The organism is Alkalibacterium olivapovliticus (genome assembly GCF_003003275.1).
Taxonomy (GTDB): domain Bacteria; phylum Bacillota; class Bacilli; order Lactobacillales; family Carnobacteriaceae_A; genus Alkalibacterium; species Alkalibacterium olivapovliticum.
Map to the genome: position 1 here is coordinate 70,982 of NZ_PVTO01000004.1, position 26,200 is coordinate 97,181.

At 41.2% G+C, this 26,200-nt stretch carries 24 protein-coding genes; 17 read left to right on the forward strand and 7 right to left on the reverse strand.

The window, feature by feature from the left end:
- Window positions 1-33: 33 nt before the first annotated feature.
- Genes fni through mvk form a run of 4 tightly spaced genes read right to left on the reverse strand, consistent with a single transcriptional unit; the run spans window position 34 to window position 4,127 of the window.
- Complete coding sequence (gene fni / locus CLV38_RS03170) at window positions 34-1,086, reverse strand: type 2 isopentenyl-diphosphate Delta-isomerase (protein WP_106191412.1); 1,053 nt, start codon at window positions 1,084-1,086, stop codon at window positions 34-36.
- Window positions 1,087-1,107: 21 nt separating this feature from the next.
- Window positions 1,108-2,178 carry a phosphomevalonate kinase gene (locus CLV38_RS03175; protein ID WP_106191414.1) on the reverse strand — a complete coding sequence of 357 codons (1,071 nt, stop codon included), beginning with the start codon at window positions 2,176-2,178 and terminating at the stop codon, window positions 1,108-1,110.
- Between the two features lie 16 nt (window positions 2,179-2,194).
- Window positions 2,195-3,181 (reverse strand): diphosphomevalonate decarboxylase, encoded by a 987-nt coding sequence (gene mvaD, locus CLV38_RS03180; RefSeq protein WP_106191416.1) that lies wholly within the window; start codon window positions 3,179-3,181, stop codon window positions 2,195-2,197.
- The gene (gene mvk / locus CLV38_RS03185) at window positions 3,174-4,127 is read right to left on the reverse strand and encodes a mevalonate kinase (protein ID WP_106191418.1); all 954 of its coding nucleotides are present in this window, start codon (window positions 4,125-4,127) and stop codon (window positions 3,174-3,176) included. The genes mvaD and mvk overlap by 8 nt, the downstream gene beginning before the upstream one ends.
- Before the next feature lie 208 nt (window positions 4,128-4,335).
- Here mvk and coaA point away from each other — a divergent pair, with 208 nt between their 5' ends.
- The 10 genes from coaA to CLV38_RS03235 all read left to right on the forward strand — a co-directional run bounded on the left by coaA (window position 4,336) and on the right by CLV38_RS03235 (window position 13,800).
- On the forward strand, window positions 4,336-5,259 hold the full coding sequence (gene coaA / locus CLV38_RS03190) for a type I pantothenate kinase (protein ID WP_106191421.1): 924 nt from the start codon (window positions 4,336-4,338) through the stop codon (window positions 5,257-5,259).
- 20 nt (window positions 5,260-5,279) lie between these two features.
- The gene (locus CLV38_RS03195; protein WP_106191423.1) at window positions 5,280-5,576 is read left to right on the forward strand and encodes a DUF3221 domain-containing protein; all 297 of its coding nucleotides are present in this window, start codon (window positions 5,280-5,282) and stop codon (window positions 5,574-5,576) included.
- A 158-nt stretch (window positions 5,577-5,734) separates the two neighbouring features.
- Window positions 5,735-6,721, forward strand: coding sequence for a GGDEF domain-containing protein (locus tag CLV38_RS03200; RefSeq protein WP_106191426.1), 987 nt, complete (start codon window positions 5,735-5,737; stop codon window positions 6,719-6,721).
- A gap of 90 nt (window positions 6,722-6,811) precedes the next feature.
- Window positions 6,812-7,549, forward strand: a complete 738-nt coding sequence (locus CLV38_RS03205) for a WecB/TagA/CpsF family glycosyltransferase (RefSeq protein WP_106191428.1) — start codon at window positions 6,812-6,814, stop codon at window positions 7,547-7,549.
- Window positions 7,546-8,631 (forward strand): glycosyltransferase family 4 protein, encoded by a 1,086-nt coding sequence (locus CLV38_RS03210; RefSeq protein WP_106191431.1) that lies wholly within the window; start codon window positions 7,546-7,548, stop codon window positions 8,629-8,631. Before CLV38_RS03205 ends, CLV38_RS03210 begins: the two co-directional genes overlap by 4 nt.
- 135 nt (window positions 8,632-8,766) lie before the next feature.
- On the forward strand, window positions 8,767-10,251 hold the full coding sequence (locus tag CLV38_RS03215; RefSeq protein WP_106191433.1) for a nicotinate phosphoribosyltransferase: 1,485 nt from the start codon (window positions 8,767-8,769) through the stop codon (window positions 10,249-10,251).
- 44 nt (window positions 10,252-10,295) lie between these two features.
- Window positions 10,296-11,123, forward strand: coding sequence for an ammonia-dependent NAD(+) synthetase (gene nadE, locus CLV38_RS03220; protein ID WP_106191591.1), 828 nt, complete (start codon window positions 10,296-10,298; stop codon window positions 11,121-11,123).
- A 93-nt stretch (window positions 11,124-11,216) separates the two neighbouring features.
- Window positions 11,217-12,353 (forward strand): N-acetylglucosamine-6-phosphate deacetylase, encoded by a 1,137-nt coding sequence (gene nagA, locus CLV38_RS03225; RefSeq protein WP_106191436.1) that lies wholly within the window; start codon window positions 11,217-11,219, stop codon window positions 12,351-12,353.
- 10 nt (window positions 12,354-12,363) lie between these two features.
- Window positions 12,364-13,062 (forward strand): glucosamine-6-phosphate deaminase, encoded by a 699-nt coding sequence (locus CLV38_RS03230; RefSeq protein WP_106191594.1) that lies wholly within the window; start codon window positions 12,364-12,366, stop codon window positions 13,060-13,062.
- A 27-nt stretch (window positions 13,063-13,089) separates the two neighbouring features.
- Window positions 13,090-13,800 carry a GntR family transcriptional regulator gene (locus tag CLV38_RS03235; RefSeq protein ID WP_106191438.1) on the forward strand — a complete coding sequence of 237 codons (711 nt, stop codon included), beginning with the start codon at window positions 13,090-13,092 and terminating at the stop codon, window positions 13,798-13,800.
- Window positions 13,801-13,860: 60 nt separating this feature from the next.
- Here the strand turns inward: CLV38_RS03235 and CLV38_RS03240 are convergent, their stop codons facing one another.
- A complete protein-coding gene (locus CLV38_RS03240; RefSeq protein WP_106191441.1) occupies window positions 13,861-14,928 on the reverse strand; it encodes an LCP family protein in 1,068 nt (355 codons plus the stop codon).
- A gap of 134 nt (window positions 14,929-15,062) precedes the next feature.
- On the opposite strand from CLV38_RS03240, the gene CLV38_RS03245 reads away from it, so the two are divergent.
- On the forward strand, window positions 15,063-16,145 hold the full coding sequence (locus CLV38_RS03245) for a glycosyltransferase family 4 protein (protein WP_245920524.1): 1,083 nt from the start codon (window positions 15,063-15,065) through the stop codon (window positions 16,143-16,145).
- Window positions 16,146-16,212: 67 nt separating this feature from the next.
- On the opposite strand, the gene CLV38_RS03250 is transcribed toward CLV38_RS03245, so the two are convergent.
- Window positions 16,213-17,301, reverse strand: coding sequence for an LCP family protein (locus CLV38_RS03250; RefSeq protein WP_106191443.1), 1,089 nt, complete (start codon window positions 17,299-17,301; stop codon window positions 16,213-16,215).
- Window positions 17,302-17,442: 141 nt separating this feature from the next.
- Window positions 17,443-18,078 (reverse strand): YigZ family protein, encoded by a 636-nt coding sequence (locus CLV38_RS03255; RefSeq protein ID WP_106191446.1) that lies wholly within the window; start codon window positions 18,076-18,078, stop codon window positions 17,443-17,445.
- A gap of 135 nt (window positions 18,079-18,213) precedes the next feature.
- Between CLV38_RS03255 and CLV38_RS03260 the strand changes: the two genes are divergently transcribed.
- From CLV38_RS03260 to prfB, 6 genes are all read left to right on the forward strand, one after another.
- Window positions 18,214-19,071: a DegV family protein gene (locus CLV38_RS03260; RefSeq protein WP_106191449.1), complete on the forward strand. Its 858-nt coding sequence runs from the start codon at window positions 18,214-18,216 to the stop codon at window positions 19,069-19,071.
- A gap of 144 nt (window positions 19,072-19,215) precedes the next feature.
- Complete coding sequence (locus CLV38_RS03265; protein WP_106191452.1) at window positions 19,216-20,562, forward strand: ATP-dependent helicase ComFA; 1,347 nt, start codon at window positions 19,216-19,218, stop codon at window positions 20,560-20,562.
- Between the two features lie 185 nt (window positions 20,563-20,747).
- A complete protein-coding gene (locus CLV38_RS03270) occupies window positions 20,748-21,251 on the forward strand; it encodes a ComF family protein (protein WP_106191454.1) in 504 nt (167 codons plus the stop codon).
- A gap of 149 nt (window positions 21,252-21,400) precedes the next feature.
- Window positions 21,401-21,967 carry a ribosome hibernation-promoting factor, HPF/YfiA family gene (gene hpf / locus CLV38_RS03275; protein WP_106191457.1) on the forward strand — a complete coding sequence of 189 codons (567 nt, stop codon included), beginning with the start codon at window positions 21,401-21,403 and terminating at the stop codon, window positions 21,965-21,967.
- A 175-nt stretch (window positions 21,968-22,142) separates the two neighbouring features.
- Entirely contained in the window at window positions 22,143-24,608 is a 2,466-nt protein-coding gene (gene secA / locus CLV38_RS03280; RefSeq protein ID WP_106191459.1) for a preprotein translocase subunit SecA, read from the forward strand.
- Window positions 24,609-24,679: 71 nt separating this feature from the next.
- Window positions 24,680-25,787, forward strand: a protein-coding gene (prfB, locus tag CLV38_RS03285) for a peptide chain release factor 2 (protein ID WP_170068799.1) whose coding sequence is annotated in 2 segments (ribosomal slippage) — window positions 24,680-24,751 and window positions 24,753-25,787 — 1,107 coding nt in all. Because the reading frame shifts where the segments join, the coding sequence is not laid out codon by codon here.
- The last annotated feature ends 413 nt before the right edge of the window (window positions 25,788-26,200 follow it).

The following is a 26,200-nucleotide window of genomic DNA, read 5'->3' on the forward strand; positions in this document are numbered from 1 at the left end:
ACGACCTGTTAGGGTAGGAAAAAATATCTCGTATCAGGAACGAGATGCATATTTCTGAATACTGATTTTTCTGGCTGAACACCACTCTGCTGTTTCTCCAGTAATAATGATGTCCGTTCTTCTGAGGTCTTCAATGGTTCTGGCCCCCAGTAATGTCATAATGTGTGTCAATTCAACTTTCCATTGATTGATCGTGTCGATAGCCTGATCGACATCATCAAGTGCCATGTGCATGAACTGGCTGGATAAGCCATTTAGTGAGGCCCCTATAGACAGTGCTTTGACCATTTCCATTGGTCGCCTGATCCCACCTGAAGCGATGATATGGGAATTAACGGCACTGTCTCCTGCTTCAAGTAGTGAGACAGCAGTCGTCTGACCCCATTCTTCAAAATCATCCAGTTTGAAATCTTTACGGCGGAAATTCTCGATTTGGGCAAAATTAGTTCCCCCTTGCCCGCTGACATCAATCAGCTTGACACCTACAGATTCTAATTGTCTGATGGTTTCTCTGCTCATCCCAAATCCGACTTCTTTAGCAATAACAGGGACGCTCAGACCATTAACAATCGATTCGATATTGGTCAGCCATCCTCTGAACTCACGGTCACCTTCAGGCATAACGACTTCCTGAGGAGCATTGATGTGAATCTGGAAAGCGTCAGCTTCCAGGAGATCTACGACTCTTTTTGCATTTTCCAATCCGTGACCTGCGCCTAAATTGGCAAAAATGAGGCCGTTTGGGTTAGTTCGGCGCACAACTTTAAAGGTCTCTTCTTGAGAAGGGTCTTTCAGCGCTGCACTGACTGATCCAGTAGCCATAGCTAATCCGGTTTCTCTGGCAATGACTGCCAGTTTTTCGTTTACTTTTCCAGTCCATTCACTTCCACCAGTCATGGCATTAATAAAAAAAGGAACAGAAAAGTTTAGACCTTCAACGGATACAGACAAATCAACATCTCTTACGTCCATTTCGGGAAAAGACTGATGAACAAATCTGATATCTTTGAAAGAAGAGACTTGCTGTGGATAAAATTTTTCTGATAAAGAGACATGCTCATTTTTGCGGTTATTAGGTTTAGACATAAGGTCACTCCAATAAGTAGATTAGTGTGTATGAATAGTAAGCGGTAAAGGTGTGATACCCGCTTCTATCCATTCAAGAAGCAGCGATTCACGGTCAACGTCTTCTGAAATTAGTGCTATTCCGCAGTCGCCGCCACCGGCTCCGGAAGATTTGGCTGCAGCGTGAAAAGTCTCGGCTATACAGCATAATGTCGACAGAAGAGGGGTTTCTAATTCGAACTGCTTAAATCGGCTCATCTTAAGTAACAGCTGCCGATTATAAGTAATTTCTTTAAAGATATCCGACGTCTTCTGCTGTTTGATGGCTATAATCAGCCGCTCGACACATTTCTTGCTTTCTGTTAAAAACACTTCGTAAGGTAAGCGGTCATGATCCGTCTCTACATGACTGACTAATGATTCTGTAGAGGCCGGTGAGCCAGTCCATCCAACAAGCAGAGAAACTTGGTTTAAACGAGGAAGCTGCTCGATGGATAGATGTGGCCAGTCAGCCTCGACAACAGTTTTGATGGGGTTCAAATTCAAGTTCTCCTGAACAGAGCGTTTATCAAAACTCGAGTACGCTATCAGACCAGAGAAGCTAGCAGCAGCTAGATCTCCAAAAGAGCCTTTACTGTTTAGCGACAAATGGGCCACAGCAGACAGTTTGTAAAGAAGTAATGGGGTGTAGCCTACAGAAAAAGAGTCGAGAAGAGCCTGGATCAGAGCTACGGTGACTGCACCGCTTGATCCGAGACCATATTTCAGCCCCTTATCACTGAGCATATCACTTGTAATAGTGATGTCATAATAGGGAATAGACGGGATAAACGAACGAAGGTATGCCTCAGCAGTGACCATAGCTGCGAAAACAATATCAGCTTTCAAAATGGATGACTGCGATAGGATTTGATTATTCTTTCTTTCCCATTTTATGGGGCCGGTGGAAAGCACAGTCGAATTAATCGATCCGAAGGTATTTTCCGAAGGAGCAACTTCTACTGTAATGAACCGGTCAACAGCCGCGATAATGGACGGGTGACCCGGTTCAACAACGGCATACTCGCCAGCTATATATAATTTACCAGGTGCTTTTGCGTGTGCTTTTTTCATGACAAGGCCTTTCTGACTATATAGTGGGTTGGGACTGATCTACGAGATGTAATCCCGGACCCGGTCTCGCCTCAATAAGCTGATCGTCTGTAAAGAGCGGTCTCAGCTTGTCTTTTATATCAGTTAACTGAGACTGTCTGCAGATGATTTTCACATTCGGTCCAGCATCCATTGTGAAATAGGCAGTGTATTCCTGTTTTCTTAAATCTCTGACAGCCGTCATGGCGGTCATGCTTTCCGCTGTCCAATAAGTGAATGGAGGATTCGCTCCTAATGTAGTGGCATGCATTTTCAACGCATTCCGTTCGGCAATACTGCCTACTTTTTCAATATCCCGTTCTGATATAGCAGCTTTCATGTCCCTTAAATCTTTATCAAGAGAGTCCAGCCACCCCTGGTAGAAAGGCGATGTTTCAACCGTTCTTCTCATCCCGTCGCGACTCGATACTTCTTTGACGGCATCGTTAACAATGACAAATAGCATGCCGATATCCCAGTCTGCATCATCTACAGGAACTGCAAAAGAGGAATCATGGTCGTGACCTTTAACCCATTCGGCAAATCCCCCATAAATGCTTCTGGAGGCTGAACCTGAACCGATTCGAGCCAGTTTCGAAAGCTCAGTATCAGATAGAGATAAGCCGGCTGCCTGACTGGCCGCTCCAGCTAATGCTGCTAATCCGGAAGCCGAAGAGGCCAGACCGGCTGCAGTAGGAACGTGATTTTTACTCTCTACACGGGCTTTCAGCTGAATACCGGCTTGAGATCTGACTTCGTCTAGAACACGCTGGACCTTATTTAGTGCAGAAGCATTTTGCATGACATTATCCAGAATCAGTTCGTCTTCTTTGAGGGTTTTGTCAAATATAACCTGTGTATCCGTATAGAATGCATCCAGGGTCAGCGATAAAGAATTATTTTTCGGAATGATCCATTCTTCATTTTCTTTGCCCCAATACTTGATTAAGGCTATATTCGTATGTGCTCGTACCCATTTAGTCATTAAAGTCCTCTCCTAATGCGTGGATCCATGTTTCAACCGCGCCGTTTTCCATTAGTTTATGAGCGATTCGTTTTGCCTGTTTTGCTGTTTTAGCCAGTGCGATCATACAGCCGCCACGTCCCCCGCCGGTTAGTTTAGCTCCCAGCGCTTTCTGTTTAAGTGCTGTATCGACCAAGTGGTCTAATGCCTCGTTACTTACATTCAGCTGTTTAAGGCAGTCATGAGAAAGAGTCATCAGTTCTCCAAGATGGACGGTGTGATTTTCTTCGATCGCCGTTTTGGCTTCTTCTGTCAGCAGACCTATTTTAGTGATTAGTTGTCTGGTCTGTTTATAGGACTGTTTCATTTGTTGAGCCACATCTTCAACAGCTTTTTTAGTCTGTCCTTTCATTCCAGTGTCAGCGGCAATCAGATAACCTGATACATGCAATGGAATGGATGTGAAACGACTGTTCTTTTTGAAATAAACAGGGGATTCGCTGCTCGTTACGCGAGCGTCAAGTCCACTGGGATTTCCATGAGCAATTTTTTCAGAGATATCGACATAGTTTAACAGGCTCGTCTGATCCAATGATTTCTTAAAGTAAGAAAACAGTGCACGAACGAGTGCCGTCGCTACTGCCGCACTGGATCCCATGCCCCGTTCGGGAGGAATCAGGCTTGAAATGGAAATGCTCATTCCATCAGCCGACTGATTTAAGTCAGCACAAATGGTTTCAGTTAATGTGTATATATTTTTTAGAGAAGAGGGCACATTCTTGAAAAACCCCTGATAATAGCTTGACGAGATAACGCTGTCGCCATCGATCTTCTCTATAATAACTTCCACAGGAGTGGCAAGAAACGGCATTGCGATTGCCGGTTCATTGTATACAACGGCGTGCTCTCCGATAAGAATGATTTTTCCGTGTGCAGTTCCCACTGCCTGATCAGAAAGTGTCTTCATGAATTCACCTCAGCTTGTTATGAGACTTAATATCCTGTATATCATAACGTATTTTGTACAGAAACTCTAACTTATGATACCAAGTTAAACTTAAAATTAATTAAAGATTCAGTCAGCGTTCATTATTTATTAATGACCTTATATTGTGAAAGCATCACGACATTTGGTAAACTAGTAAAGATAATTAGGAAAGAGCGGAGGAAACCGCATGAAAGAGTCCGATTCATTTTATATAATCGACAGGGACGAATGGAAACAGTTAAATAATAAAACGGAAATTTCGTTATCCGATCAGGAAGTCGATTCTTTGCGTTCATTGAATGATCAGGTATCTGTTCAGGACGTTAAAGAAATCTATCTTCCTATTCTACAAATACTGCATCAATACATTAAGTATTATCATGCGAGACAGAGTGAAATAAAGAAAATTTTAGATAGACCGGAGTCTAAAGAGCCTTACATAATAGGGATTGCAGGGAGTGTGGCTGTCGGAAAGAGTACTCTGGCACGTTTTCTTCAGACGATGATGGCTAGAGCTTATCCTGATAAGAAAGTGAATCTGATCACGACTGACGGATTTTTATACCCGAATGAAGTGCTCGAAGAACGGCATATGCTTAACCGGAAAGGTTTTCCGGAAAGTTACGACATGCACCGTCTAATTTCTTTTATGGGGGATGTGAAAAGTGGGAGACGGGACATTAAAGTGCCCCTGTATTCACACCGTTTGTACAATATCGTTCCAGACGAATTTGAAATAATCGATCAGCCCGATATTCTGATCGTTGAAGGCATTAATGTCCTTCAATTACCAGCGAACGAAAAGATTTTCGTCAGTGATTTCTTTGATTTCAGTTTCTATGTCGATGCTGAACCGGATAGAATAGAAAAATGGTACCTGGAACGGTTTGGGCTCCTTTTACAGACAGCCTTTAAAGATCCGACAAACTACTATTACCCCTATGCAGCCGGTGACAGGAAAGAGGCTTTTAAAATGGCTAAAAACGTCTGGCGGACAGTCAACTTGAAAAATCTTCAGGAATACATTCTGCCGACGCGTTTTAGGGCAGATATGATTATTCATAAAACGACTGATCATTTTATCGATCAATTGCTTCTGAAGAAACATTAGGCTGAAAGGGTGGGTAATTAATGGTAAACAGATTTATGACACTCGTTGCCGTCAGTCTGTTTCTGACAGGTTGTTTTGAGCAGGATCAGACAGATGAATTTACAGGGATCGTCATCGAAGTACAGGTAACGAATCATTTAATAGTTGAGCCCCATGAAGGTGAACCCATCAGGTCGTCGGGCACTGAAGTATCTATATCAGCACCGGCAGATCAGAACTTTGAAATAGGCGATGAAGTGAGGGTGACGCATGAAGGACCTGTAATGGAAAGTCACCCGCTGCAGGTTCATTTGATTTCTATTGAACTCGTAGACTAATCGAATCAGACCATAGGGGTAGGAGCAGCTGGAAGGGCCAATATCGGAACGAAAATCGACAATTGTGTGAACTCGTTCTAATTCTATTGAATAGAAGCATCCCTGACATATTAAAGCCCTGGTATCTGTATTATACTAGAATTAGAGGAGTCGGTATCATGGCAGACGAAATGCAGGAATTAGAAAAATTAAAAGTTGAATTTGAAACGATGAAACGATTGAATAAAGAATTACTTTCAATGCAGGAAAACCAGGACTCTCTTGAGTTTTCTTGGACTGGTAATTTAGGCCACTGGTTCTGGGATTTCCCAGCAAATAAAGTAACATTTAACCCAATGAAAGCTGCAGCACTTGGCTTTAATAAAGAAGATTTACCGGAAACTGTAGATTTTCAGTTTTTCACAGATCGCCTCCACCCGGATGATTACGAATTTGTGATGGATGAAATGAGAAGACATTTAGCCGGTGAAATCTCTGTCTGGGAAGTCAAATACCGTATAAAAGCACTGGATGGATCTTATAAAACATATTATGATAGAGGAAAAGTAACGCAGCGCACACCGGAAGGTAAACCCCTTTTCTTATCAGGCATCGTTTTTGATATTACTCATCATGAAAATGAAAAAGAAGAATTGCTGCGTAAGAATAAGGAATGGGAATTTCAGTCAAGAAGGGACACGCTGACTGGCTTATTTAACCGGTCGAACATCCTGGTAAAATTAGGCCAGGTCGTCCAGAGAGTAAATACTGGTAAAGTAGAAACGGTCTCACTAATCGTTCTTGATATCGACAACCTGGAACATCAGAATGCCCTGTTCGGGCCACTGTTTGGAGATGAAATGATCAGAGAGGCTGGAAGAGTAATCAAACATACGATCGACGATTCGCATTTCGCCGGAGTATTTGCTGGAGGGAAGTTTCTGATTGTCCTTCCGGATACTAGACTGAAACAGGCAAAGCAAATAGCAGAGACAATTAGGTTGTCTTTCCACGGAAATGGGTTTACTGAACCAGCTGAAGTAACTAGCAGTGCAGGAATAGCGGAGTACAACCCAAGTGAAACCGTCAGCCAGCTGTTCAATCGAGCAGATCAGCTGCTTAATAAAGTCAAACGAAATGGTAAAAATCAGGTCATGTCAGATTAAGTCAGTTAAATAATCCCATAAAGTCAGCCACTTGAGGGACATTGACGGTCTGTCTGAGTATGTCTAGTATTTAGAATGGATGGAATAAAAATGCAGAACAAAATAACGATTCTCGGTATTCCTTTTGACAATTTGACACGAAAAGAATTTTTGAAACAGCTTTACACACGGATGGAAAATAACGATAAAACCTTTCTGGTAACAGCTAATCCTGAAATTGTAATGTATGCACTTGAAAATCCTTCTTATTATAATTTGCTGATGGAAGCTGACTACATTGCGCCTGATGGGATTGGGATCGTGAGAGCATCGAAAAAACTGGAAACACCGATAAAAGAAAGAGTACCCGGTTTTGAGCTGATGCTCGGCTTACTCGAGATTGCTAATATCGATCAGAAACGTGTGTATTTCATTGGGGCGAAAGAAGATATTCTCGATTTGACACTCAAAAACGTCAAAGAAAAATGGCCCGACCTAGTTATTGCAGGGTCGCATCACGGATATTTTGATCACGATGATCCTGTTATGATTCAAAGAGTTAAGGCATCACAGCCGGATATAGTCCTAGTGGCATTTGGCTTCCCGAGACAGGAAAAATGGATTAAAACCTACCTTAGTAAGGCTGATAAAGGTATTGCAGTGGGTGTCGGTGGAAGTTTTGATGTGTTGTCAGGTAAGACGAAACGGGCACCTTTTTTGGTTCAGCGTTTTCACATTGAATGGCTGTATCGATTGATCAAGCAGCCGTCAAGATACAAACGAATGCTGGCCCTTCCCTACTTTATTAAAGCTGTAAATAAACAGCATAAACAGGAAGAGTCCTCATGAAAGTAGCCCATATAAATGCAGGAAATGAATTCGGTGGTGGGCTTGTCCACATCATTTCTCTATTGACTGCTTTGCAGGAAACTGGAACTGAAGCTGAGCTGATCGTGCTGGAAGAAGGACCTGTCGCAAAGGCTGCACGGGAAAAAGGGTTGTCAGTAACGGTGTTTGAACAATCAAGTCGGTATGATTTAAGTGTTTTAAAACAAGTCAAAGCTTATATTCAGTCAAATCAGTTTGACCTGGTGCACACTCATGGGCCACGTGCCAATATGCTGGTCAACCTGCTGAGGCCATTTCTTAAGGTGAAGTGGGTTGTCACGGTTCACAGTAATCCTCTCTTGGATTTTGAAAATCAAGGTTTAAAAGGGAGACTGTTTGAAAAAATAAACACTAAAAGTCTGATTAAGGCAGATGGCGTCATCGCCGTCTCAAATGAGATCAAAATGATCGTCTGTGAACTGGGAGGGCGTGCGAGTCAAATCGCTACGATACATAATGGTATAACGTTCTCCGAGCCGCTCTCATCTGTATCCCATGAAGAGATATTTACTATAATTGCAGTAGGAAGGCTGCATCGAATCAAGCAGTTCGATTTACTGCTGGATGCCTTGACCGAAATGGGCACGACAAACTGGCAGTTGATGCTGTGCGGTGAAGGGGAAGAAGAAGGCAGGCTGCGCAGGCTAGCTGAAGAACTCCATTGTTCACCTCATATTCATTTTGAAGGATGGCTTCCAGCTGAGCGCTTAAAAGAGGTTATTGCTCAGGCAGATATAATGGTCCATCCATCTAAAAGCGAAAGCTTCCCACTGGTCTTGTTAGAGGCAGCCGAACAGGAAGTACCGGTGATTGCAACTGATGTAGGAGATGTCAGGGAACTGATCACTGATTATGAACTAGGCTGGCTGATTGAATCAGCTGATAAACAGGAGCTGGTCAGAGCCCTGAATGAAGCCTACAGTGAATGGATCGAAGGGAAATTGCCAATAAAAGGGAAACAATTGCGTGAGCATGCTTTAGCCTATTCGCTGACCGCTCAAGCTGAAAAAGTAACTTCTTTCTATAACAGAATACGCTATTAAAGACAGAAAAGTGAGCGGAAGCCTTCTCTGTCTTTTTGTTTTTTAATAGTACCAAAGTAAACACATCGCATTCGAAAACAATAGAAATATGGTATACTTGCTAACAGAGATGTGCCTGTTTGAGGAGGAAAAGTAATGGTTAATACTTATGCAGATGACAGTATGGCATTGCATACAGATTTTTATGAATTGAATATGATTTACACGCACTGGAAAAAAGGTAATCACCAGAAGAATGCCGTATTCGAAGTTTATTACCGCAGTAATCCTTTTGGAATGGGGTATACGATCTTTGCGGGACTGGAACGTGTGATTGATTACATTTTAAATGTAAAATTTTCTGAGTCGGATATCGAATACCTGAGAGAAGAAAAAGAGTTTCCTGAAGAATTTTTGGATTTTCTTAAAGAGTGGCGGTTTAAAGGGACGGTTCGGTCGTTCAAAGAAGGGGAAGTTGCTTTTGCCAATGAACCTATCATTCAGGTAGAAGGTCCAATTGTTGATTGCCAGCTGATTGAGACAGCTGTTTTAAACATCGTCAACTTTCAGACACTGATAGCCACTAAGGCGTCACAGGTTAAAAGTGCTGCTGGAGATGACCCTGTTCTTGAGTTTGGGGCTAGAAGAGCACAGGAATTTGATGCAGCTTTATGGGGATCAAGAGCCACATACATAGGTGGTTGTGATTCGACGAGTAATACAAGGGCATCTAAAGTTTTTGGCATTCCTGCCTCCGGAACGCACGCTCATGCACTTGTTCAGGCTTACCGGGATGAGTACCAGGCATTCAAAGCTTATGCTGAAACGCATAAGGACTGTGTCTTTTTGGTGGATACGTATCACACAATCGATTCTGGTGTGCCAAATGCAATCAAAGTAGCTGATGAAATGGGAGACAAAATTAATTTTCTCGGAGTGAGACTGGATTCAGGAGACTTATCCTATTTGTCCAAACGAGTCAGACAGCAGTTAGATGAAGCGGGTTATCCAGATGCGAAGATTTTTGTTTCCAATGATTTAAACGCTGAAACCATTTTAAACCTGAAGATGCAGGGAGCTAAAATAGACGTCTGGGGTGTCGGAACCAAGATGATCACTGCTTTCGATCAGCCTGCATTAGGAGCTGTTTATAAAATCGTATCTGTTGAAGGAAAAGATGAAGATATGCACCACACCTTAAAACTGACTGCGAATGCTGCCAAAATTTCGACACCTGGGAAAAAACAAGTCTGGCGAGTCAGATCTTATAATAACAAGAAACCGGAAGGCGATTACATCACCCTTCACGATGAGCAGCCGAATGCTGAAGATTCTCTGTTCATGTTTCACCCACAATACACTTACATCAATAAGACTGTTGAAAATTTCTATGCACGTCCATTGCTGGAGCATATCATAGTAGAAGGGGCGCTTGTATACGATCTGCCTCAACTTGATGAAATAAAAGAATATGCAGAAACAAGTTTGTCTGAACAATGGGCAGAGCATAAGCGGTTATTAAACCCGGAGCCTTACCCGGTAGATTTATCACAGAAACTCTACGATGCTAAAGTTGAAACGATCAAGCTGTTCAAAAAGATTGCGAAATCGACGAGTTCTGAAGAAAATGCTATATTTTAATTAAGGAGTAAAAGACTAATAATAAAAAGGGGCTGTTTTATATGATGTCTGATTTACAGAAAAAAATTGTTGAAGAGATGAATGTCCAGCCGGTGATCGATCCAAAAAATGAAGTGAGACGAACGATCGATTTCATGAAAGAGTATATGAATAAGCACTCTTTTCTGAAAACGATGGTCCTTGGTTTATCTGGCGGACAGGATTCGACACTGCTGGGTAAATTGGCTCAGATGGCAATGGAAGAGTTAAGATCAGAAACTGGTGATGATGCTTATGCATTTATCGCTGTCCGTTTACCTTATGGAGAACAAGCAGATGAACAGGATGCAATGGATGCTATTGACTGGATCAAGCCGGACAAAGTGCTGAGAGTCGATATCAAGCCTGCTGCTGATGCGATTGAAGAGAGCGTAGGGGCTAATGACTTCAAGTTGAGTGACTTCAACAAAGGGAATATTAAAGCGAGACAACGGATGGTGGTCCAGTATGCCATTGCCGGAGATGCCAATGGCGTAGTACTGGGCACGGATCACCCTGCAGAAGCGGTGACTGGATTTTTCACAAAATACGGCGATGGTGGAACCGATCTGAACCCATTATTCCGTCTGAATAAGGAACAGGGAAAACAATTGCTTAGAGAACTGGGTGCACCGAATCATTTAGTCCAGAAAGTACCAACGGCTGATTTGGAAAGCGACAAACCCGGTCTTGCTGATGAAGAAGCTCTGGGAGTGACATATGATGAAATTGACCAGTATCTGATTGGAGAAGAAGTATCCAGTGAAGCTGCTGAAACAATTGAAAAATGGTATTTACAGACTATGCACAAACGCCATCTGCCAATCACACTATTCGATGATTTCTGGAAGTAACGACCACTAAACCAACGTATAAATGCATGACCCTTTGCTGGTTTTTAGTGAAGGGTTTTGTATACATAACCAAGTTAACTGGAGGGGAACATAATGCCAAAGGTCTATATTAATGCTACACTCTACACTGGTGAAGGTCAGATTGAGAAAGGGTATATCCGTTTTTCAGATGAAATCATGGGTGTGGGGAAGATGGAAATCTATGAAAAAGACGATAGTGATGAAGAAGTGGATGTCGAAGGAAATATAATCATTCCCGGATTCATAGATGTCCACAGTCATGGAGGGTATGGTGTTGATAATATGGACGCCGAACCTGAGAAGATAGATAAGATGATCAATAAAATGCTGGCTGAAGGAATTACGTCTTATTTCCCGACAACGATTACCCAGTCAGATGAACAGATTGAAGCCTGCCTTAAAGCAATAAAAGAAGTAGAAGAATCGAACCCGCTAATTCAGGGTATCCATATTGAAGGGCCATTCATTTCTAAAGAATTCAAAGGCGCTCAACCTGAAGCGTTTATTCGTCCGGCCCAGCTGGATACACTTAAAAAATGGCAGAAAGCAAGTGGAGATTTAATTCGTCTTATAACCTATGCACCCGAAGCAGGGGACGTCTCTGAATTTGAAGAGTATTGTAAGGGAAATAATATCGTTTTGTCAGCCGGTCATTCCGGCGCAACTTACGAGCAGCTTATAGAGTCTGAAGCTACTCATATCACGCATCTTTTTAATGGGCAAAGGGGACTGCATCACCGTGAGATCGGAGTCAGCGGATACGGACTACTGGAAGATGATGTGATGGTCGAGATGATAGTGGACGGCTATCATATCTCTAAACCAATGGTTCAGCTGGCGTTTAAAGCTAAAGGAGCAGATGGCATCCAGCTTATCACTGATTCGATGCGCGCAAAAGGGTTACCGGATGGTGACAGCGAGCTGGGAGGCCAGAAGGTCACAGTGAAAGATAAACAGGCTCGTCTAGAAGATGGGACGCTTGCAGGGAGTGTTTTAACATTCAATGATGCCTTTAAAAATATGATTGAATTTACGGGCTGCTCTATACTGGAAGCCGTAAAAATGAGTTCGACCAACCAGGCTAAAGAATTTAAATTAGAAAAAAAAGGGCAGTTAAAGCCTAGCTTTGATGCAGATATGGTATTGATGGATAAAGATCTGACCATTAAAGAGACAATAGTAGGAGGAAAAATACATGAATTCAACTGAAAATGGGAATATGAAAATCATAAAAGTGAAAAATAAACAGGATGGGGGAGAGATAGCTTACAAGCTAATCAGAGAAGCCCATGAGAGTGGAGCGACTGTTTTTGGACTGGCGACCGGCAGTACGCCCGAAACGCTTTATTCAGTTTTAAGAAAAAGTGATTTAGATTTCTCAGATAAAATTGCCATAAATCTCGACGAATACATCGGTTTAGCTGGAGATCATCCTCAAAGTTACAAAACGTTTATGAAAGAGCATTTGTTTAATGATAAACCCTTTAAAGAAACATTTATTCCTGATGGACTTGCTGAAGAAGAGTCTGAAGTTAAACACTATAATACTGTTATTGAGTCAAATCCTATAGATGTACAGATTCTGGGTATTGGAACGAATGCTCATATCGGCTTTAATGAACCTGGAACACCTTTTGATACGCAAACACATAAAGTGGCTTTGACGGATGCAACTATCGAAGCCAATAAGCATAACTTTGATTCCGAAAATGATGTCCCTCGCTTCGCTTATTCTATGGGCATAAAGTCTATTATGTCAGCAAAAAAGATCATTCTACTTGCATATGGTGAAAACAAAGCCGAAGCTGTGGCAAATACAGTCAGTGGGCCGGTGACCGAAGATGTACCTTCCAGCATCCTGCAGAAACACCCTGATGTGGTCCTAATATTGGATGAAGCAGCTGCCAGTCAACTTTAAACTGAGCAGATTAAGAAAGGATGGGGCATGTCAAATAAAATTCCTGTGTATATTGAAATGCACAATAAAATGAGGCAACTGATTGTATCAAATGAATGGAAAAAAGGAAACAAAATACCTTCTGAGAGAGACCTGGCGGATGAATTTAATGTCAGTAGAATGACTGCAAGACAAGCCGTCAGCTCACTTGTCGAAGAAGGTCTGCTGGAACGAAAAAGAGGATCAGGCACTTTTGTCGCTTCTGAAAAGGTACGCGAAAAACTAAGTGGGATTCCCAGCTTTACTGAAACGATTGAAAAGTTGGGGAAAACGCCATCAAGCAAACTTGTCTCTTACTATACTAAACGGGCAAGTGAAAGTGAATCTGAGAAGTTGGCGATTCATCAGGATGAGATGGTATTGGTAATGGAACGTATTCGTTATGCAAATGGAGAACCCATCTGCTTCGAGGTTGCTACGCTTCCACTGGTTATTATTAAGACCTTCAGTAAAGAGCAGCTGACGAAGCATTTGTATCGGACTTTATCAGATAATGGCTATGAAGTGGCTCGAGCAGAGCAGACTCTTTCAGCAACACTTGCTTCTGAGAAAGTAGCTGACTTACTTCAAATCAAAAGAGAATCGCCTATTCTGCGCTTGCGACAGGTCAGTTACACACAAGACAGTACGCCGTTTGAGTATGTTAGAGCACAATATGTTGGATCACGCTATGAATTTTTTTTAGAAGCATTAAAATAAAACAACAATGCAGACAACGCTCAAATGAGAATTGTCTGCATCGTTTTAGTTTGTTTTTAGTTAGTCAAAATCTTCCCCGGAAATATCTGACTCGTCTGACTCGCCTTCGATTGTTTCGTAAAGAGATTCGTTCTCACCCTGCCTAACGGGTTCGTCGATGTTCATGTGATCTCTCAGTTCTTCCTGCAGGTTAAGCAGATTCTGCTCATAGGGGAGATAGACGTAAAGTTCCTGCCCGTATTCTGGAATGTATACATAATCATCAGTTCCCAGAATTTCAATTGATTCAATCGTTTCTGCTGCTGCTCTGTAGCTGGAAGCGACAGCCATTATCTGCTGGCCGGACATATTAGTCTGTAGATTCGGCCTGACAGCATTAAGGATCGGCGTTAAATTAGTGATTGACCCGAATGACATCAAATCCTCAATCATGGTTTCAATAACCTGGCGCTGGCGTTCCTGTCTTCCGAAATCGCCTCTTGGATCCTGTTTCCTCATACGGGCATATCCGAGGGCCTGCTCACCATTCAATTCCTGCAGGCCTTCTTCGATTTCGATTGCACCAGTATTTTCTTCGCTGTCCTGAACGGTGAATGAGAGAGGAGAATCGATGGTAATGCCACCTACAGCATCTACAAGGTCAACTAATCCTTCAAAATTCAAAGTAGCGTAAAAAGATATGGGTATCGTCAGATAATCTTGAACATAATCGATTACACCACTGATACCATATATTGCATACAGCGCATTAAATTTTTCCTGTCGCTCACTGTTAGGTAAAGTAATCAGTGTATCTCTAGGAATAGACACCAGTTTTGTGGATTCTTCTATGGGGTTGATCGTGGCTACCATAATAGAGTCAGAACGACGGGCGCCGTCCTCTTCATCCAGACCAAGGATAAGAATTGAAATCGGGTGCATTGCTCGAATCGATTCGTCGCTTTCTGAAGTATCTTGTAATTCTTCAGGGGTTTCTTCTGATACATCCGCCAGTAACTGAACAACCTGGTAGCCGTAATAGCCGGCAGCTGATCCAATCACAAATGCTAATATAATAGTTGCCGTTAAAATGATGCGTTTAATCAATTTTGTTCGATTATTTTTCTTTATATGTTTGTCAGATCGCATAAGGGCCTCTTTTCTATAACGAGAATTGTTAAAGTCTTTTATAAGTTTAATCTAAGTACTTTTCAATTGCAATTGTGATTTTCAATATAGTGATGCTATAATTAAAGAAAATGTCTATAGAAATGAGTACTGTTATGTATAATATGTTTATTGTTTTGATGGTCTGTATATTTACGATGCTTGGTACATTGGTTCTGACGCCTATTTTCAAAGTGTTCGCCAGGAAATTCAAGATTGTGGACGAGCCTGAAGCCAGACGTGTCCATGAAAAAGTTATGCCGACAATGGGGGGCATAACTATCTTTATTGTGTTCTTTTTTTCATCCTTTGTCTTGTTACCCATTCCAACCTCTCAAATAATGCCTATTTTCGCAGGGGCTGCAGTGATTGTTATAACGGGTGTACTCGATGATGTGTTTGAATTAAAACCACTGGTTAAGCTGACCGGAATGATTGTAGCAGCAAGTCTCGTTTATGTATTAGGGGATGTAGCACTTGAAACAATGACGATTCCATACTTCGGAACGCTTACTTTCGGATCATGGCAGATGCCATTTACTATATTATGGATAGTGGGCCTGACAAATGCAATCAACTTGATAGACGGTCTGGACGGTCTGGCTAGTGGAATATCGATGATTGCGCTCACCACCATGGGCATAATCGGATTTTTCTTTCTCACTATAGAAGAAGTATCAATTTCAATCATGATATTTGTTCTGGTTGCTGCGATTGCCGGTTTCTGGCCGTATAATTTTCAACCTGCCAGTATTTTTCTCGGGGATACAGGGGCTTTGTTTCTAGGTTATATGATTGGTGTTTTTTCACTACAAGGTTTGAAAAATGCAACGCTTATCTCGCTGATCCTGCCTATTGTCATATTAGGTATACCAGTTACAGACACTTTGTTTGCTATTCTAAGAAGGACCTTAAATAAGCAATCGATTTCAGCAGCTGATAAAAATCATATCCATCATCGTTTGATGAGCATAGGCTTGTCACACAGACAAACGGTTCTGGCTATCTACTGTGTTTCAGCCATCTTCTCCGTTATAGCAATGCTGTATAATTTCTCAACTCTGATTGGATCGATTCTATTGACAGTATCAGTCATTGTCGGTGTCGAATTATTTGTAGAGATAATTGGGCTGGTTGGGGAGGAAAGAAGACCTTTATTGAAAAAATTAAGTGAGTTCGGCAGAAAGCTCAATAACTAACCTAATTTCAATAAAAAGCGACCGCTCATTCAAATCTGGATGAGCGGTCGCTTGACGTATCGTTTATTTAATCTACTGAATCAGTTGAATTTGAGGCCTCTTCACTATTATAGCTGGAGCTGCTTGTATTTGAATCATTCGTTTCTTCAGTGTATCGAGAGGAATTGTTTGTTTCTGTCTGAGTCAGTGAGTTTTGAAGAGCGCTTTGGATCGTTGTAAAACTGTCCGGTATGATTCTAACTAAATCCATATCCCGTTCCATAAAACTTGTCCATTCGAATACATGGGATTCAATTGTAAATGACTGATTTAAACCTGTTTGTGCTACGGCACTCATATCTCTTAAACGCATATTTGTGCGCATATTACTGCCGACTGTTTCAGCCATAGCTGTATATTTTGGAACAGATTGGAAACCAAGTGCTTTCTGGATAATCGCTTCAATAATCATTTGCTGACGGTGTCCACGTGCGACATCATCATCAAGTTTACGTGTACGAGCTAACGCCAGTGCTTGCTCACCGTCAAGGTTTTGTATCCCTTCTTCTAGGTAAATGGCGCCAGATTCATCGTTAGAATTCATTTCAGTGATTGTCACAGGGACTTCCATTTCAATACCACCTAATTCATCAATGATTTCTAAAAAGGCATTAAAATTAAAGGTCGCATAGTAATGCACCGGAACGTCCAGCCATTCCTCAATGGTTTGAACCATGACACTTTCTTCGCCGACAGCATATGCCGCATTGATTCTGTCCCATCTGACAACTGATCCGTTTCTCATGATTGGAACATAAGTATCTCGCGGAATTGACAGCATGTTCATTTCGTGTGTATGTGGATTCAATGTTGCATATATGATTGAATCAGCTCTTGTCGAACCAAGTTGTCTGTCTTCGTCATTATCGATACCTAGAAACAGAAAGGAGACAGGCTGATCTATCGGGTTCACTTCTTCGACTGGTTCTGGTCGGTCTATCTCAACGTAAGAAGCGTCGATTTCGTTTTCAACAGTGGCGAAAAGATGTGCGATATATACCGCAGCAAATAATGCGACTGAAAATAAAGGAATAAGGATGCATAAGATGATACGTTGCTTTTTCTTTCGATTTCTATGGTTTGATTGCATTCTGGACGTTTTCTGATGGTTTGCCACTGTAGTTTCTCCTTCATTTCCAAACTCTGTAGTATATCTTGTACTATTATCAGTATAATTAGCAGATGTGTCAATAGTCTATAAAGAAATAGACGGTCAGACTGATAGAGTAGTCACTGTTTGTTCATTGTTGAGGTCTTCTTACATTTCTACGGGAACTTCTAACCAAGCGTGATCTCCGTATTCAATAACTGCCTGGTCGCTGGTCCATTCAATGATATCTCTGCTAAAGGCATCTTTTTTTTCAGCGTCGATGATACATTCGAATATGACTTGATCGGTGTAATCCACTGACTCAAGACGGTAATCAGACTGATGAAGTGCGTTTTGGAGTTTACCGCTGATGTGGTAAGAGACCGTAATTGAAATGAATTGATGCAGGCGCTTCTCTACGATACCAGTTTGTTTGACGGCTTCACTTGTTGCCTTCCCGTAAGCTCGTATCAATCCTCCTGCACCAAGTTTGATACCACCGAAGTATCGTGTGACAACAGCTGTCACATTCTGGAGCTCATTCTTTTTTAGGACTTCCAGGATTGGGACACCAGCTGTTCCGCTTGGCTCTCCATCATCAGAAGCACGCTGGATACGGTTGTTCTCACCAATCAGATAGGCGGAACAGTTATGATTAGCTTTCGTGTGCTCTTTCCTGACTGATTCCAGAAACTGAAGGACTTCTTCTTCTGTCTCCGTTCGTTTCAAAGAGCAGATAAAGCGGGATTTTTTTACTGTTGATTCATAGACGGTATCTTCTTTAATTGTCCGATGGTTTTTCATACTTAAGTCCCTTTCAATTCATACTTTAGATAGTGTATAATAAGGTTCAGCCTTCTATAGGAAGGGCTCTGCATTTGATTACTGCTGAGAAAGTCTACCAGTTTAACTTATAAATCAGGAGGTGAAGAAAAATACATGCGTATAGCAATTGTAACAGATAGTACAGCTTACTTAAATAAGGAAGAATATAATCAGAAGGGCGTTCACTTCGTTCCTTTGTCCTGTATATTCGGGACAGACATTTATAAAGAAGAAGTGGATATCACCACTGAAGCTTTTTTTGAAAAAGTGGCTCTGTCCGAGCAGCTGCCTACCAGCTCTCAACCAACTGTAGGAGATTTTACCACCTTATATGAAAGTCTGCAGAAAGATTATGATGCCATCATTAGTATTCATTTATCCAGTCGGATTTCTGGAACTTATCAAAATGCCTTCAGCGTAGCTAAATCTATGGATGGAACTACCATTTACCCATTTGACTCCGGTTTAGCCGGCGCCGGACTTGCTTTTCAGGTCAAGGAAGCGGCAAGGTTAGCAAAGCAGGGAGAATCAGTCAATACAATCATTGACAGATTGGAAGAATTAAAAACGATTACGGATATTTATTTTGTAGTTGATGATGTGACGAACCTGATCAAAGGGGGGCGAATATCAAAAGCAGCAGGTGGAGTGGCTACCCTTTTAAAAATTAAACCAGTTTTGACCATGAGGGCAGGCGAAATCGTGCCCCAGGATAAAATCAGGACAAAGAAAAAAGCGATGAAGAAAATGGAAACTCTCTTCGAAGAGTCCGTTAGAAATGCACATTACCCTATTCAGGCTACTATTGTACATGCTTATTGTGAAGATGAAGCAAGAGCATTCATGAGTCAGCTGGAAGAGAAATACCCAACGGTTCGATTTAATTTCAGCTTTTTAGGCCCTGTCGTCGGAGTACACACGGGTCAAGGCGCAATTGGAATGTCATGGACTAAGGATTATATGAGAATGTGACCATATTGCACTTATATATTTATATTATAAAAGACATCAGGATTCTGATGTCTTTTTTTCGTGATTTTTTCATTGATTGAGCAATAGTAATAAGTAAGGAATCCAACGAAGAAGTCTGTATTACAAGATATTGAGAGGAGATTTATGAACGATAGAACAGTATTATACGGTCGTGAGTTAGTGCTGCGGGATGCACTTGCCCAATTTACTGATGACGTGATAGATGAATGTGCAAAGAAACCCGGGTTTGTCAGTATAAAAGGGGTTCTTCGGTGTAACCGATGTCAGACAGTCTTATCTTTAAAACAGCCTTATCCTTGTATATGCGGTAAAAGATGCTTTTACTGCAGGGAATGTATACAGCTGGGTAAAGTTAGAGCGTGTGATGAACTGGTAACCATGACAGAACCGAATCAGTTTTCACCTGTGCAGAAACCTTGTCTGAAGTGGAATGGAACGTTATCTCAGCAGCAGAAAGAAGCCTCTATAGAGATCAATGCCTCCCTGGCTGCAAATGAAGAGAGGATCATATGGGCTGTTACTGGAGCAGGAAAGACGGAAATGCTTTTTTATGGAATCGGTCAGGCTTTGGATCAGGGGAAAAGAGTTTGTATCGCCTCTCCCAGAATCGATGTATGTCTGGAGCTGGCACCGCGTCTTCAACGTGTGTTTCCCGGTATATCTTCGATACTGTTATACGGAGGATCAGAAGAAGCCTACAGGTACACACAATTGGTTATCACGACGACACATCAGCTCCTTCGGTTCAATGAGGCATTTGATGTTCTGGTTATTGATGAGATCGATGCTTTCCCGTTCTATTTGAATACTGCTCTGTATTATGCCGCGGAAAAGGCAAGGAAAAGAGTTTCCAGCGTTATTTACCTTACCGCCACACCAGACAAAGAAACGCAGAAGAAAATAAAAAGAGGGGACATCAAAGCGTCAATTTTACCTGCACGCTACCATAAACATCCGCTGCCTGTTCCTAGAGCTGTATACAGCAAAACAACTCTGACAGATGGCTCTATAGGGAAGTCTGCTGTATTTAATCATATCTGCAGGTTGATTGACTTGAAAAAACCATTTCTCGTCTTTATTCCAACAATTAGTCTAATGGAAAAAGTCGCACCGTTGTTCAAGACCATTTTTAAAGAGAGTCAATTCGAGTGGGTTCATTCCAAGGATACAGACAGAAAGGAAAAAGTGATGAAAATGCGCAGAAAGGAGTTGGATTTTTTGCTGACGACGACTATTCTCGAAAGAGGGGTAACATTTGAAAATATAGATGTCATTGTTTTAAAAGCGGATCATGAGGTATATACAGAAGCAGCTCTGGTTCAGATAGCGGGTAGAGCCGGAAGATCAGTCGCATACCCTGACGGCGAGGTAACGTTTTATCATCAGGGATGGACTCGAACTATAAAAAGGGCAATCAGTCAGATAAAGTACATGAACAAATTAGGGAAAGATAAAGGACTGCTGATATGAACAGGTGTTTATGGTGTGGATCGTCTGTTACTTCAGTTATAAGCGTAAAGGACTTCATCCAGTTTAAAATAATTGAGCATCCATTGTGTGAGAAATGTAGAAACAATTTGAATAGGCTTGAGAATCATGAAACCTGTAAAGGGTGCAGCAGAATCTACTCCGGTCAAGATTACTGTCCGGACTGTTTGAAATGGAAACGACACTATCCAAGCTATGAGGGCTGTCATTACGCAGTTTTTGAATATAATCTTTTTGCCAGAGAACTGATTGAACAGTTCAAGTTTACTGGGGACTGTGAAACAGCTGATTTGTTTAAAAAGGAGGTAGGCGCCTTTTTCAGAAAAAATATGAAGGATACAATTGTGATCCCAATCCCTTTATCTGCAGAGAGCTTCTCAAGTAGAGGATTTAATCAGACAGAAGTACTGCTTGAATCTGCTGGAGTGGATTTTGTGTGTGTGCTTGAAAACAACTATCAGATAGGGAAACAGTCCAGAAAAAACAGAGCAGAAAGAATGAAATCACCACAGCCATTTGCGCTTAGTGAGTATCATAAGGACATCGTCAGGGGAAATAACATTATATTAGCAGACGACATATATACCACCGGACGGACGATTTATCATGCGATCGAACTGATTAGGAGTCATGAACCGGCAACTGTTAATTCCTTCTCATTGTTCAGATAGTGTGAGTAAAGAGTTTGTTCAATTTCATTGAGAAAGTAACCGCTCTCATGTATAATTAGGATAAGCAATAAGGAAAGATAATTGCTTAGAGATAGTATGGGATGTATACTGACATTTATACTATACTAGATTTGGAAGGGTGAAGTATTATGCTTAGATACAATGTTAGAGGAGAAAACATTGAGGTGACTCAAGCAATTAGAGAGTACGTAGAGAAGAAAGTAGGGAAAATTGAAAAATATTTCAATGATGTTCCTGAAGCGAACGCACATGTCAATCTTAAGACATACTCTGATAAAACTGCTAAGGTTGAAGTCACTGTTCCACTCCCGTATGTGGTATTACGTGCGGAGGAAACTTCCCCAGATTTATATGGAAGCGTAGATTTAGTCGTTGATAAACTAGAACGACAAATGAGAAAATATAAAACAAAAATTAATCGAAAAAATCGTCGGTCTCAAGGTGTTGAGGTTCCTCAACCAGTCGATCAGGATTTGTGGGCTGACTTGAGTGAGGATGACGAAGAAGCAGATTTAAGTGCTTCAATCGTCAGAACTAAACGGTTAAGTTTAAAACCGATGGACGCTGAAGAAGCTGTTCTTCAGATGGACATGCTAGGTCATAATTTCTTTATTTTTGAAGATGCAGATACGAATGGAACCAGCATAGTTTATAGACGTAAAGATGGAAAATATGGACTAATTGAAACGGATTAGGACTCATGAGTTAAGGCGGGCAGCTTGCCCGTCTTTTTTATTTGAACAAATTAACACACTTCAGTGGATATAGGCCGTGAAGCCTTTTTTTTGGGGGACAATAGTGGTATGATAATACAGTATGAGAAAATCTGGAAGTGTATAAAAGAATCAACAATAGAGGAGATTTGTATTCATGGCTCATTTATTAAAGAAAATTTTTGAGAACGACAAAAAAACATTAAGACGATACGGTAAAATCGCTGATAAAGTCGAAGCATTATCTGATGAAATGGCTGCTTTGACAGACGATCAGCTGAAAGCTAAAACAGAAGAATTCAAGAAACGCTATGCAGCTAATGAAACACTGGATGATTTGTTACCGGAAGCATTCGCTTCAATCCGTGAAGCAGCCAGACGTGTTCTGGGTCTTTATCCCTTTAGAGTACAACTGATGGGTGGGATCGCTTTACACGAAGGGAATATCTCGGAAATGAAAACTGGGGAAGGTAAAACACTAACTGCTACTATGCCTGTTTACCTTAATGCAATTGCGGGTGAAGGGGCTCACGTGGTAACAGTCAATGATTATCTGGCTACTCGAGATGCAGATGAAATGGGAGAGCTTTACCGATGGATGGGGCTGACGGTTGGCTTGAACCTGAATGCGAAATCCTCTGAAGAAAAACGTGAAGCATATAAATGCGATATCACTTACTCAACGAACAATGAGCTTGGCTTTGATTATTTGCGTGACAACATGGTTGTGTACAAAGAACAAATGGTACAAAGACCATTGAACTTTGCAATACTGGATGAGGTCGACTCAATTCTCGTCGATGAAGCTAGAACGCCACTAATCATTTCTGGACAGGCAAATCGGTCGACATCGTTTTACACGCGCTGTGATTTCTTTGTTAAAGGACTTAAAGAAGAACGTGATTACACAATCGATCTGCAGTCCAAGTCGATTTCCTTAACTGAAGAAGGCATTGAAACAGCTGAAAAGACATTTCGTGTCACTAATTTATACGATATCGAAAATCAGGCTCTGATCCATCACTTGGACCAGTCATTGAGAGCTAACTTTATTATGCACAGAGATTTTGACTATGTTGTCGATGATGGCGCAGTTAAGATCGTGGACCAGTTCACGGGGCGTATTATGGAAGGTCGTCGTTATTCTGACGGACTGCATCAGGCTATCGAAGCAAAAGAAAATGTTGAGATTCAGAAAGAATCGAAAACAATGGCTACTATTACATTCCAGAACTATTTCCGTATGTACAGAAAACTGTCAGGGATGACAGGGACTGCTAAAACGGAAGAAGAAGAATTCAGAGAAATCTATAACATGAATGTTATTGCGATACCGACAAACCGTCCGCTGATTCGTGATGACCGTGATGATTTACTTTATCCAACTCTGGAAAGCAAATTTAATGCTGTTGTTGAAGATATCAAGGAACGTCACGCTAATGGACAGCCGGTTCTTGTAGGGACTGTAGCGGTTGAAACATCAGAAGTAATCAGTACGCTGCTTAAAAAAGCAGGTATTGCGCACGAAGTATTGAACGCTAAAAACCACTTTAGAGAGGCCGAAATTGTTGTTAACGCTGGTCAGCCGGGTGCTGTAACCATTGCGACTAACATGGCCGGACGTGGAACAGATATTAAACTGGGACCTGGAGTTAAAGAATCAGGTGGACTGGCTGTTATTGGTACTGAACGTCACGAATCACGTCGAATCGACAATCAGTTAAGAGGACGTTCTGGTCGTCAGGGAGACCCTGGGGTTTCTCAATTTTATCTTTCACTTGAAGATGATCTGATGAAACGTTTTGGTTCTGAACGAATCAGAATGGTGCTTGAACAGCTTAAAATTTCAGAAGATGATGCCGTTATTCAAAGCAGAATGATCAGTCGTCAAGTTGAATCAGCTCAGAAACGTGTTGAAGGAAATAACTACGATACAAGACGTAACGTACTGAAATACGATGACGTCATGAGAGAACAGCGTGAAGTGATTTATTCTCAGCGTCAGGAAGTTATTCTGGAGCAGGAATCACTGAGTTATGTCACGATTCCAATGATTAGACGGACAATCGAACGCTATGTTCAATTGAATACACAACAGGAAGATCCGTCAAAATGGAACCTTGAGCACATTGAAGAATTCGCTCATACTGTTTTGGTTCATCCTGAAGATTTGACTACCCAAGATCTTAAAGGTAAATCAGCTAAAGAAATTGAAAATCTGCTGGTTGAACTTGCCCGTTCCACTTATGAAGAGAAAACAGCTCAGCTGAATGGGAAAGAACAGGTACTTGAATTTGAAAAAGTCGTTATGCTAAGAGTAGTGGACAGAAAATGGACAGACCATATCGATCAGATGGATCAGCTGCGTCAGGGTATCGGACTTCGTTCTTATGGACAATTCAATCCATTGACAGAATACCAGCAGGAAGGATTCACGTTATTTGAAGATATGATTGGTGAAATCGAATATGAAATCACTCGATTATTGATGAAGTCTCAAATCAGACAGAATCTGCAAAGAGAACAGACCACACCTAATGGCGGTAAAAAGCAACAAGTCCGCCGTAAAAATGAGAAGCCAACCTTCTCTCATGATGAAGAAACACACACACGAATGGGTTAAATAGAATAGTGAGTAGAAGGAGCGGATATCTTTATCTGTTCCTTTTACTTCATTATAATCGGAGGTTTAATATGGAAATAAGTGAAATGATTCAAATGTTAAATGCATCAAAGAAAAAGGTCGAAGACTTTAGGGGGTCTCTTTGACTTAGAGACTATGGAAACGGATATTGCGGAATTTGATCATATGATGGCTGATCCAGAATTCTGGAACAATCAGGAATCTGCTCAAAAAGTAATCAAAGAAGCAAACGAAGTGAAGTCGGTTTATCAGGCGTTCAGAGATATCGAAACGAAATCTGAAGAAATTGAACTGCTCCTGGAAATGTTAAAAGATGAAGAAGATAAAGATATTCGCGAAGAAGTCGAGAATAGACTAAAAGAGTTGTCGAAAGTGGCGGATCAGTTTGAACTGGATATGCTGCTCAGTGAACCGTATGATAAAAATAATGCAATCCTTGAGCTGCACCCTGGTGCTGGAGGAACGGAATCCCAGGACTGGGGAGAAATGCTGTACCGAATGTACACACGCTGGATTGATAAAAGGGGATTCACTTATGACATTCTTGATTATCAGAGTGGAGATGAAGCCGGGATAAAAAGTGTCACTCTTCTAGTAAAAGGGCTGAATGCTTATGGGCTTTTGAAGGCTGAAAAAGGCGTTCACCGATTAGTGAGAATATCTCCTTTTGATGCCAGTGGTCGTCGACATACGTCTTTTGTATCAGTCGATGTCATACCTGAAATAAATGAAGATATCGATATCGAAATCAATCCTGATGATATAAGAGTGGATACATTCCGTGCAAGTGGAGCGGGTGGACAGCATATCAACAAGACTGAATCTGCTGTTCGTCTCACGCACAAAGAAACGGGCCTGGTTGCTTCAAGTCAAGCCGGACGTTCTCAATTAGCGAACCGTGAAACAGCAATGAACATGCTGAAAGCTAAACTGTATCAAAAAGAAGTGGAAGAAAAGCAGAAAGAAATGGATGATATTCGTGGAGAACAGAAAGAAATTGGTTGGGGATCTCAAATAAGGTCGTACGTATTCCATCCTTACTCTATGGTGAAAGATCACAGAACCAACCTGGAAACAGGGAATGTTGATTCTGTAATGGATGGAGACATTGATCCGTTTATCGAATCTTATTTACGTTTCAGCATGACTAAGTCGTGATTCAGGTAATTAGCAGATGAAAAAGAATAATTAATCAAAAAAGAAATGACTTGGTAATTGAAGTCGTTTCTTTTTTTTACGGCTATAATCAATAAAGGCTGAGTAGAAGGACGGAGAAAGTAGCCAATAAAATACAAAGACAACTAAACGTCAACATATTTATTAATATAGGGAAAAACTAATAAAGTTGCAGAAGATTTAGCTATAAAAGTATTTGTCGATTTTTAGACATAATTATATTGCAATATTTCGCGAATGTATGTAATAATCGATAGTGGTTTACCGTCCCACGAATAATACCTTTTTATGGATTTAAAAAATATAATATACCATAAAATGGGCTGAAATTGCTTGGTATTGGAGACTGCACAACTTAATTTGTTTGAATATTGAAAGCTTGCAGTTGTTTTAAT